Here is a 9,636-nt window from a genome sequence, read left to right as displayed (position 1 = left end):
CTGGGAAGCCAACCGCGCCCGCGAGAAAGCCAATGGCAAGCTGCAGAACAGCCGCCAGAGCCTGTACGACCTGGACAGCGAACAGCTGCTTGGCAGCGGCAAGAACGAATACAAGCAGCTGATCGAAGCGCGCCTGGGGCTGAACTTCGAACAGTTCACCCGCGCGGTAATGCTGGCCCAGAGCGAGTTCGGCGCCTTCCTCAAGGCCGACGACAAAGAGCGCAGCGAGCTGCTGGAAAAGCTCACCAACACGGCGATCTACACCCGCCTCGGCCAGCGCGCCTTCAGCAAGGCGCGGGAAACCGGCGAACGCCACAACGACCTGAAGAAGCAGGCCGAGCACCTGCTGCCGATGGCAAGCGACGCCCGCGCCCTGCTCGACCAGCAACTGGAGCAGGCCCAGCAGCAGTTCAAGGCCGACCAGGCCCGCCAGCGCCAGCTGGAACAGCAGCGCGTCTGGTTCGACGAACAACGCCAGCTGCAAGCCCAGCACGGCGAAGCCCATGCAGCCTTGCAAGCCGCCGAGCACAACTGGCAACAACTGGCCGAACCACGCCTCGACCTGCAGCGCCTGGAACGCCTTGCACCGCAGCGTCACCAGTTCCATCGCCAGCAGGATCTGGCCGGGCAGTTGGCGCCGCTGGCCGTGGCGATTGCCGAACAGCAGCGCCAACAAGGCGAACTGCATAGCCGCACCAGCGAACTCGAGCAGGCACTGGAAACGGCGCGCCAGGCCCTGGCCCAGCATCAGGCCCAGCACAGCGATAACGCCCCGCGCCTGCGCCAGGCATTCGCCGCCCAGGGCGACCTGGCCCGCCTCGACAAAGAGCTGGGCGAACAACGCGCAGCCTGCCAGCAGGCTGCGCAGGAAGTCAGCGACGCTGAGCAACACCTGCAGCAGTTGCAGGAAAACCAGCTGCGCAGCCAGCAGCAACTGGCGCAGATCGATGCGGCACTGACCGACAGTGAACACCTGGGTAGCCTGGCCAACGCCTGGCAGGCCTATCTGCCGCAATTGAAGCAAGTGATGCTGATCGGCGGCCGGCTGGCCAAGGGCCGCGAGGAGCTGCCCGGCCTGCAGGCCCAGGTGAGCCAGGCCAATGCCCAGCTGCAAACCCAGCGCGACAACTTCGAGATGCTGTTCCGCGAAGCCGGGGCCGAACCCCATGCACTGGCCGAGCAGATCGACCTGCTCGGCGGCATGCTCCAGGACAACCGCAAGCAGCAGCGCGCCGTCGAGGAACTTGCCCGCCTGCATGGCCGTGAGCTGGAACTGCGCCAGGCGATCGACGCCCTGCGCGATCGCCAGCAGCAGGCCATGCAGCAGCGCCAGCAACTGATCGGCGCAGGCACCGCGGCCAAGAGCGAGCTGGAAAGCGCCGAGCAGGCCCTGACACTGACCCGCCAGTTGCTTGATCGCCAGCGCCTGGCGCGCAACACCAGCGTCGAAGAACTGCGCGCCCAGCTGCGCGATGGCGAGCCGTGCCCGGTATGCGGCAGCGCCGAGCACCCGTTCCACCAGCCAGAAGCCTTGTTGCACAGCCTGGGCCGCCACGACCAGGCCGAGGAGGAGGCAGCGCAGAAACACGTCGAACACCTCAACGCCAGGCTGGTGGAACTGCGTACCGAGTTGGGCGTGGTCAACGCCCAGCTCAAGGATTATCAACAGCAACAGCTCACGCTGGGCGAACAGCTACAGCCGTTGCTCGAGCAGGTTCAGGCCCATGCCCTGTGGCCGGCGCTCGCGCCCCAGGATGACAAGGCTCGCAGCGCCTGGCTCGACAGCCAGTTGCGCCGCCTGGGCGACGAGATCGACCGCGACGAGAAACGCCAGGGCGCCCTGCTCGCCTTGCAAAAGGACGCCGCTCGCCTCACCCAGCAGCTACAGGCTGCCAGCGAGGCCCAGCAGCAGGCCCAGCGCCACCTCGACCAGCAACACCAAGCCCTGGCTGCCGACCAGCAGCAGCTGGAGCAGGGCCTGAACGACCTGGCCAGCGTGCTGCCCCAGGACATTCTCCAGGCCCTGCGCGACGACCCGGCCCAGGCTTTCCTCGGCCTTGACCAGCAGATTGCCCTGCGCCGCCAGCAACTCGACCAGCGCAAGGACGAACAGGAAGAACAACAGGCCCGCCAGCAGCAGCTGGACAAGCTGCGCGACCAGCAACAGGCCCGGCAGCACAATCAGCAGCAACTGCTGGAGAAAATCGCCGCACTGGACGCACAGCGCCAGCAGGCCCAGGCCACCCTTGGCGAGCTGCTCGGCGAGCAGGCCAGTGCCGAAGCCTGGCAGCAACATATGGAAGCGCAGCTGGAACAGGCTCGCGCCGCCGACGCCGACACTGCCCAGCGCTTGCAGGCATTGCGTACCCAGGGCGTGCAACTGGCCGCTGAACTCAACGCCAACAGCCAGCGCCAGCAGGCCCTGGAGCACGAGCACCAGCAACTGCAGGGCGCAATCGCCCAATGGCGCAGCAGTCACCCCGAACTGGACGACGCCGGCCTCGACCGCCTGCTGGCCATCGACGACGCCCAGCTCGGTGAGCTGCGCCAACAGTTGCAGGCGGCGGAAAAAGCCATCGAGCAAGGCCGGGTGCTGTTGCAGGAGCGCGAGCAGCGCCTGCAGCAACATGCTGCCCAAGCCCAAGGCGAACTGCCGGTCGAAGCGCTGGAGCAGAGCCTCGCCGAGCTGCAACAGCAGTTGGTCGCCCAGGAGCAGCAATGCGCCGAACTGCGCGCCCAGCAGGCCGACGATCAACGCCGCCAGCAGGCACACCAGGCCCTGGCCGAGCAGATCGACCAGGCCTATCAGCAGTGGCAACGCTGGGCACGCCTGAGCGCCTTGATAGGCTCCGCCTCGGGCGATGTGTTCCGCAAGATCGCCCAAGGCTACAACCTCGACCTGCTGCTGCATCACGCCAACAGCCAGCTGCGTCAGCTGGCCCGGCGCTATCGCCTCAAGCGCGGCGGCAGTGCCCTGGGCCTGCTGGTGCTGGACACCGAGATGGGTGACGAACTGCGTTCGGTGCATTCGCTGTCGGGCGGCGAAACCTTCCTGGTCTCGCTGGCACTGGCCCTGGGCCTGGCCTCGATGGCTTCCAGTACCTTGCGCATCGAATCGCTGTTCATCGACGAGGGCTTCGGCAGCCTCGACCCCGAGTCGCTGCAACTGGCCATGGATGCCCTCGACGGCCTGCAAGCCCAGGGCCGCAAGGTGGCGGTGATCTCCCACGTACAGGAAATGCACGAGCGCATCCCGGTGCAGATCCAGGTGCGTCGCCAAGGTAACGGCCTGAGCGATGTCGAGGTGAGCGGGTGATCCTCTACTCGTTCCGCCGCTGCCCCTGGGCCATGCGTGCGCGCCTGGCCCTGCGCTATGCGCAGTGCCCGGTGGCGATTGTCGAGGTGGCGATGAAGAACAAGCCGGCCGAGCTGCTGGCACTGTCGCCCAAAGGCACGGTGCCGGTGCTCGATACCGGCGATGGGGTGCTGGAAGAGAGCCTGGATATCATGCGCTGGGCCCTTGCCCGGCATGACCCCGAGGACTGGCGTCTGCTGGCCGACCCAGCGGCGGCACAACGGGCCGATGCGCTGATCGCGCGTAACGACAGCACGTTCAAGGCCCAGGTGAACCTGTACAAATATGCCGAGCGCTACCCCGAGCATTCCCGGGAGCATTACCGGCAACAGGCCGAGGCGTGGCTGGTGGAGCTGGAAAGCCTGCTCGAAGGCAGGCCCTACCTGCTGGCCGAGCACCCGAGCCTGGCCGATGCCGCTTTGCTGCCCTTGATGCGCCAGTTTGCCGGGGTCGAACCTGAGTGGTTCGCCGAGGCGGCTTATCCGCGGGTGCGGAGCTGGTTGCAGGGCTGGCTGGAATCGGACCTGTTCAAGGCCATCATGGCCAGGTAAGGCACCTCAAAGCGCCAGGATCGGCGCCGACATCAGCAACAGCACTACCGCCGTGATACGCCACATCATGCTCTGCCCCTTGGAGAGTCAAAAATTTAGCGTCAAATTAAATCACATGGCGTTGTGCTATTACCAATGGCTTTACACACTCAATTGGAGTGCTTGCTCAGGGCGGCGTGGAAATGCGCGCTCTGTTGCAGGTATTTGTCGGTGTAGCTGTGGGTAGTGGACGGCTTGCTGCTGTGTTCGGCCTGCGCGTGTGCTGGCAGCACGACCGAGGCGGAGATGGCGGAAGCGGCGATGAGCGAGAAGAGATTGAAGTTCATGTGGGCGGACCTCGACTTCGGTGGTTTGACGTTGGCCCGTCGGGGCCTTGGGTCAAAACTTACGCCGATGGGGGCGCCTGCTGAAATTCATTGCGGCAGTAGCGAATATCACTTGGATCGATAGTAGCCTGCTCCCACCTGACCGCGCCGAACTCAAGACCTGCACTCTACCTGTGGGAGCGGCGGTTCGCCGCTGCGATTTACCCGCGAAGATGAACCTAGGTGCCTGGCACGGGCTTTGCCCGTGTTCGCGGGTAAACCCGCTCCCACAGAAATCGCGCAGCTGTTTGAATGGCGAGCAAGACAGTTGCCCCCACAAGCAAGACTTATCACTCGAGGAACTTGAGGTCCGACGGCGCCGGCTGGTCGAACTTCTGTACGGTCTGGCCCAGGGTGCCCTTGCGCGGATCGCGGTGCATGACCACGATCTGGTTGCTCTTCTGGTTGGCTACCAGCAGGAAGTCGCCACTGGGGTCGAGGGTGAACTCCCGGGGATGATCGCCCTCCACCGAGCGGCGCTGCAGCAGGGTCAGCTGGCCGTCGTTCTTGCCCACCTCATACACCACGATCTCATTGGCCGTGCCACGGTTGCTGACGTAAAGGAAACGGCCGTCCGCCGACAAGTGCAGCCCGCCGGCGGCTTTGGCGGCGGGGTCCTTGAGGTCGGTCAGCGGCAAGCGCTGGCGCTCGGTGAGCGCGCCATCCTGGGCATCGAAAACCACCACTTCGGCGCTCATTTCCAGGGTCAGGTAGGCGTGCTTGCCCTTGGCGTCGAACAGCAGATGCCGCGGCCCGCTGCCCGGCGGCAGGTCGACCGCTGGCGGGATCGCCGGGCTCAGCGGGTGTTCGGGGCTGGCGCCGTCGTAGCGGTAGATGAACACCTTGTCCGCGCCCAGGTCGCAGGCGTACAGGTGGCGACCATCGGGCGACAGCACCAGCGAATGCACATGGGCACCGGCCTGGCGCTCGGGGTTGACCTTGCTCGGCGCATGCCGCGCCTGCTGCACCACCGCTTTGAGCTTGCCGTCCTTCGCCACCGGGATCACCACCAGGCTGCCGCCGGGGTTGGGGGCGACGGCGTAGTTGGCAACAAACAGGTAGCGCTGGTCGTGGCTGAGGCTGGCGTGGGTCGGCTCGTCGCCCTGGCTGGGTACCTGGTTCAGCGGTTTGATCTCGCCCTTGCTGCTCAGCGAAAAGCTGCTGGCATGGCCTTGCGCAGTCTCGTTGACCGCGAACAGCAAGCGCTGGTCGGCGGACAGCACCAGCCATGACGGGCTGACCGCCTTGACCACTTGCTGGGGCTTGGCATCGATGTGGCCGTTGCGCTCGTCAAAACCGTAGCGGTAGATGCCCTGGCTGGGGCCATCGGTGTAGCTGCCCACCAGCAAGGTGGCGGCGTTGGCATTGATTGCAAGGGTCATGAGGCTAGCGGTCAGCAGGCTCGTCCACGTCCGATTCATCGTCTTCTTCATCCGGGGCTCTGAAAGCACTCATACAGACTAGACGATGCTCGCCCTCGGCAGAGGCCAGCTGCCAGTCGTCGCCCGCGCCAGTGGCCGCGGCGACTTGCTCGGGGGTGAAGGTCCAGCGGCGCAGCTGGCGGCCGTCCATGCACTCGATCACAAGGCCGGTTTCGTCGAAGGTGAAGTCGAAGGCGTGCAGGCCGTCGATCAGCAGCATGTCGCAGGCTGCGAGGGTGGTGGCGAGGGTAGTCATGGGGTCACCAGGGCAGAAAAGGTGGCCATTATATCCTCCGGAGCCACCGCACAGGCTGTCGGCTTGCCAGCCATCAACTGCCACGCCGAACGTGGGAGCGGGCTTGCCCCGCGATGACGTCAGCCTGGGCATCATCACCGCCTGACCGACCGCCATCGCGGGGCAAGCCCGCTCCCACATACGTCAATGGGCGAAGATCGACCCGCCCTCCTTGCCCGCCAGCTTCTCCGGCTTGATCAGGAACCGCGCCAGCGCCGGCAGCAGCCACAGTGCACCGAACATGTTCCACAGCAGCATGAAGGTCAGCATGAGGCCCATGTCGGCCTGGAACTTGATGGCCGAGAAGATCCAGGTGCACACGCCGATGGCCAGGCACAGGCCGGTGAACAGCACCGCCTTGCCGGTGGAGCGCAGCGTCTGGTAGTAGGCCTCCTGCAGTGGCAGGCCTGCGCGCAGGAAGCTTTCCAGACGGCTGTAGATGTAGATGCCGTAGTCCACGCCGATCCCCACACCCAGCGCAACCACCGGCAGCGTGGCGACCTTCACGCCAATGCCCATGAACGCCATCAGCGCGTTGCCCAGCACCGAGGTGAGCACCAGCGGCAGCACGATGCACAGGGTGGCGGCGAAGGAGCGGAAGGTGATCATGCACATCACCGCCACGCACAGGTAGACCAGGATCAGGATGGTCAGCTCGGCCGACTTGATCACTTCGTTGGTCGCTGCCTCGATACCGGCGTTACCCGCCGCCAGGAGGAACTGCAGGCCGTCCTTGTTGTGGCTGTCGGCAAAGGCCTTGGCCGCGGCGGTGACCCGCTCCAGGGTTTCGGCCTTGTGGTCGTTGAGGAACACCAGCACCGGTGCCAGCGAGCAGTCGCCGTTGTACAGGCCGTCGGCACGGGCGATGGAGTTGTTGAGGATGCCCGGGTTGCGCGACAGCGTCTCCCACTTCAGGCTGCCCTCGTTCATGCCCTTGATGACCTGTTTGGACACGGTCACCAGGGAGATGGTCGATTGCACGCCCGGGGTGTTGTCCATGGTCCACATCAACTCGTCGATGGGCGCCATGGTCGAGTGGATCGAGCAGCTCTCGGCCGGGGTCTTGACCATGATCACCAGCACGTCGGAACTGGTCGAGTAGTTGCTGATGATGAAGCGGTTGTCCTGGTTGTAGCGCGAGTCGGGGCGCAGTTCCGGGGCACCCTGGTCGAGGTCGCCGATCTTCAGGTTCTGGCTGTACCAGAGGCCGCCGGCGAAGGCCAGCAGTGCCAGCACGATGGACACCGGCGCCACCTTGGGGCTGGCGAAGTTGGCCAGCAGGCGCCAGAACGGATGCTCGCGGGTAGCGTCCTTCTTGCTGCGGGCAATGGCCTTCTGGCTGATGCCGACATAGCTGATGGCCACGGGCAGCAGGATCAGGTTGGTGAAGACGATCACCGCCACGCCGATCGAGGCGCCGATGGCCAGCTCGCGAATCACCCCGATATCGATGATCAGCAGGGTGATGAAGCCCACGGCGTCGGCCAGGATGGCGATCATCCCCGGCAGGAACAACTGGCGGAAAGTACGCCGGGCTGCGGTCAGGGCATTGTCGGCGTCACTGGACTGCAAGGCGATGCCGTTGATCTTCTGCACCCCGTGGGAGATGCCGATGGCGAAGATCAGGAACGGCACGAGCATCGAATACGGATCGAGCCCGAAGCCCACCGCATGCATAAGCCCCAACTGCCAGACCACCGCCACCAGGGTGGTGATCAGCACGGCGATGGTGCTGCGGATGCACCAGGTGAACCAGTACAGCAGCGCCCAGGTGATCACCAGCGCGATGCCGAAGAACATCGCCACCATCACCAGGCCGTCGATCAGGTCACCGACCTTCTTGGCGAAGCCGACGATGTGGATCTTGACGTTGGGGTTCTGCGCCTGGAACTTGTCGCGGATCTTTTCTTCCAGCTGATGGGAGAACTGCTGGTAGTCGAGCTTGACCTGCTTGCCCGGGTCCTGGGGGTCGGGGAAGCTCTCCAGCAACGGAATGTCGACGATGCTGGACTTGAAGTTGTTGGCCACCAGGCGCCCGACCTGGCCCGACTTGAGCACGTTGTCGCGCAGGGTGTCGAGGCTGCCCTGCGAGCCGTTGTAGGTATTGGGGATCACCTCGCCGCCGGAGAAGCCCTCTTCGGTGACTTCGCTCCAGCGCACGCTGGGGCTCCACAACGACTTGAGGCCGGCGCGGTCGACGCCGGGGATGTAGAACACCTCGTCATGGATCTGCCGCAGCGTTTCCATGTAGTCCTTGTCGAAGATGTCGCCGTTGACCGCCTCGACCGAGATGCGCACGGTGTTGCCGAGGTTGGCCAGGTCGTTGCGGTGCTCCATCATCTGCTCGATGAAGGGGTGCTGCAGCGGGATCATCTTTTCGAAACTGGTGGACGGGCGGATCTGCGTGGCCTGCCAGAACAGGAACAGGCTCACCAGCACGCAGATGGCGATGACCATGGGGCGGTTGTTGAAGATCAGGCGTTCCAGCAGGGTGGCCTTGTCCTTGTGCTGCATGTCGAAGCTCTCCCGGCTGGTCATGGGCGCACCTCCTGGGTGCCGTCGGCCGATGCCAGGTGCACACCGCCCTGCCCTACCAGCAGCAGGCCGCCGCCGGCGAGGCCGCTGACCCCGGCCAAAGCGACGCGGTCGGCGCGGTTGCGCACGCTGAAGCTCTGCCCGTCGTCGTGGCTGCGCAGCACGCTGCCGCCGTTACCGACCAGTACCACGCTGCCGTCCTCGAGAAGCGTAGCGCTTGCCAGGCCGAATTCGAGCGGGCCACGCTCGGCCCGAAGCTCGATCGGCTGCCAGCTGTCCCCGAAATCGGTGGAACGGAACAAGTTGCCGCGCAGGCCGTAGGCCAGCAGGGTGTTGGGCTGGGCGGTACCGATCACGCCGAACAACGAGCCCTCGTAGGGGCTTTCGACTTTCGACCAGCTCTGGCCGTTGTCGCTGGAGCGGAACATGCTGCCCTGCTCGCCAACGATGAACAGGCCGGCGCCTTTCACCAAGGTGATGGCGTTGAGGTGCAATTGATCGGGGTTGTCCAGGCGCTCGCCGACGTCTTGCCAGTGCTGGCCACCGTCGAGGGTTTCGAGCACCGAGCCATAGGCGCCAACGGCAAAACCCTGTTGCGGGTCGAGCATGCGCACATCGAGCAGCGGGGCTTCGCGGGAGCGGTCTTCGAACTGCTTGCTCCAGGTCGCGCCGCCGTCGCTGCTGGCGAGGATCTGCGCATCATGGCCAACGGCCCAGCCGCGCTTGTCATCGAGGAAGAACACGGCGGTGAGCAGTTGCCGGGTGGGTACCCGGGCCTGAGTCCAGGTCTTGCCCTGGTCGTCGGAGAACAGGATATGGCCGCGATCGCCGACCACCACCAGGCGCTTGCCTGCGTGGGTGGCACCGATCAACAGGCTCTGGCTGGCCTTGGCCGACTCGACCGAGTATTCCTCGGCGGCTACCGCCGCATCGACGCTGCCCGCCCATGCCGCCAGTGCCAGCGCCAGCATCGCGCTGGCCGCCAATGGCCAGGCGCCGTACCGGCCCCGTGCCGTGATCCGCTCTCTCATGACTGCCCCTTTTGTGTTCTTGTGCTGGGTCAATCTATTGCCAGGTGCCGAGAAACCCTGTTCCAGAGCCCTGGAATAGCTTC

7 protein-coding genes are annotated in these 9,636 nt (G+C 65.2%); 2 read left to right on the top strand and 5 right to left on the bottom strand.

Going from position 1 to position 9,636, the window contains the following annotated elements; genetic code table 11:
* Positions 1-3,316: SbcC/MukB-like Walker B domain-containing protein (locus ACO6VM_RS23300; protein ID WP_422403865.1), on the top strand; the 3,316-nt coding region annotated here is incomplete at its 5' end.
* The gene (locus ACO6VM_RS23295; RefSeq protein WP_401056804.1) at positions 3,313-3,906 is read left to right on the top strand and encodes a glutathione S-transferase; all 594 of its coding nucleotides are present in this window, start codon (positions 3,313-3,315) and stop codon (positions 3,904-3,906) included. The genes ACO6VM_RS23300 and ACO6VM_RS23295, both read left to right, overlap by 4 nt.
* A 149-nt stretch (positions 3,907-4,055) precedes the next feature.
* Here the strand turns inward: ACO6VM_RS23295 and ACO6VM_RS23290 are convergent, their stop codons facing one another.
* From ACO6VM_RS23290 to ACO6VM_RS23270, 5 genes are all read right to left on the bottom strand, one after another.
* Entirely contained in the window at positions 4,056-4,232 is a 177-nt protein-coding gene (locus ACO6VM_RS23290; protein ID WP_167409860.1) for a hypothetical protein, read from the bottom strand.
* 329 nt (positions 4,233-4,561) lie between these two features.
* On the bottom strand, positions 4,562-5,692 hold the full coding sequence (locus tag ACO6VM_RS23285) for a lactonase family protein (protein ID WP_401056803.1): 1,131 nt from the start codon (positions 5,690-5,692) through the stop codon (positions 4,562-4,564).
* Positions 5,658-5,948 (bottom strand): DUF5629 family protein, encoded by a 291-nt coding sequence (locus tag ACO6VM_RS23280; protein WP_401056802.1) that lies wholly within the window; start codon positions 5,946-5,948, stop codon positions 5,658-5,660. The genes ACO6VM_RS23285 and ACO6VM_RS23280 overlap by 35 nt, the downstream gene beginning before the upstream one ends.
* Positions 5,949-6,131: 183 nt before the next feature.
* Positions 6,132-8,525 (bottom strand): efflux RND transporter permease subunit, encoded by a 2,394-nt coding sequence (locus tag ACO6VM_RS23275; RefSeq protein ID WP_125857933.1) that lies wholly within the window; start codon positions 8,523-8,525, stop codon positions 6,132-6,134.
* Positions 8,522-9,553 carry a WD40/YVTN/BNR-like repeat-containing protein gene (locus ACO6VM_RS23270; protein WP_422402772.1) on the bottom strand — a complete coding sequence of 344 codons (1,032 nt, stop codon included), beginning with the start codon at positions 9,551-9,553 and terminating at the stop codon, positions 8,522-8,524. Before ACO6VM_RS23270 ends, ACO6VM_RS23275 begins: the two co-directional genes overlap by 4 nt.
* Between the last annotated feature and the right edge of the window lie 83 nt (positions 9,554-9,636).

This window comes from Pseudomonas sp. GZD-209 (assembly GCF_049310485.1).
GTDB lineage: Bacteria > Pseudomonadota > Gammaproteobacteria > Pseudomonadales > Pseudomonadaceae > Aquipseudomonas > Aquipseudomonas sichuanensis.
Note: the sequence above shows the minus strand (reverse complement) of the source record. Positions and strands in the feature narration are given on the sequence as shown.

Excerpts from the sequence above, each read along its gene's own strand:
- ACO6VM_RS23290 (WP_167409860.1), bottom strand. The coding sequence starts at position 4,232 with ATGAACTTCAATCTCTTCTCGCTCATCGCCGCTTCCGCCATCTCCGCC.
- ACO6VM_RS23285 (WP_401056803.1), bottom strand. The coding sequence starts at position 5,692 with ATGAATCGGACGTGGACGAGCCTGCTGACCGCTAGCCTCATGACCCTT.
- ACO6VM_RS23280 (WP_401056802.1), bottom strand. The coding sequence starts at position 5,948 with ATGACTACCCTCGCCACCACCCTCGCAGCCTGCGACATGCTGCTGATC.
- ACO6VM_RS23275 (WP_125857933.1), bottom strand. The coding sequence starts at position 8,525 with ATGACCAGCCGGGAGAGCTTCGACATGCAGCACAAGGACAAGGCCACC.
- ACO6VM_RS23270 (WP_422402772.1), bottom strand. The coding sequence starts at position 9,553 with ATGAGAGAGCGGATCACGGCACGGGGCCGGTACGGCGCCTGGCCATTG.